Source organism: Mesorhizobium sp. M4B.F.Ca.ET.143.01.1.1 (assembly GCF_004792275.1).
GTDB classification, from domain to species: Bacteria; Pseudomonadota; Alphaproteobacteria; order Rhizobiales; family Rhizobiaceae; genus Mesorhizobium; species Mesorhizobium abyssinicae.
In genome coordinates this window covers 1-389 of the sequence record NZ_SRSR01000128.1, presented here as the reverse complement: position 1 = coordinate 389, position 389 = coordinate 1, and the positions used below count along the sequence as shown (strand labels likewise).

General features: G+C 63.8%; 1 protein-coding gene. It reads left to right on the top strand.

The genetic code is table 11. The features are described from left to right. Positions 1–187: 187 nt before the first annotated feature. Positions 188–389: SDR family NAD(P)-dependent oxidoreductase (locus EN786_RS36270; protein ID WP_135910067.1), on the top strand; the 202-nt coding region annotated here is incomplete at its 3' end.

The following is a 389-nucleotide window of genomic DNA, read 5'->3' as shown; positions in this document are numbered from 1 at the left end:
ATCGTCGACGGCTATCTCGCGATTGACAGTGGCTGATATTCGCCCACCGCGCCAAGATCAGACAGTCCGCTCTCGGCGCATATTGGCGGCGTCATATCCAGACGCCATCACCAAATCTCGCGCACCGCGGACTCTTTTCCCGCCCCTCAAACGTCTTAGCTACAGTGAAACACTGGAGCAGGGTCCAATGAGCCTCAAGGACAGGAAAATCGTGGTCACCGGCGGCAGCCGGGGGCTTGGCCTCGGCCTGGTCGAAGCGCTGGTCGGGCAAGGCGCCGAGGTGACTGTTGTCGCGCGGGGCGCCGAGGCGCTGGAAGCGGTTGGTGCGCGGCTTGGGGTCGCCACCATTGCGGCCGATGTCACGGACGAGGACGCGGCCTATCGCATTC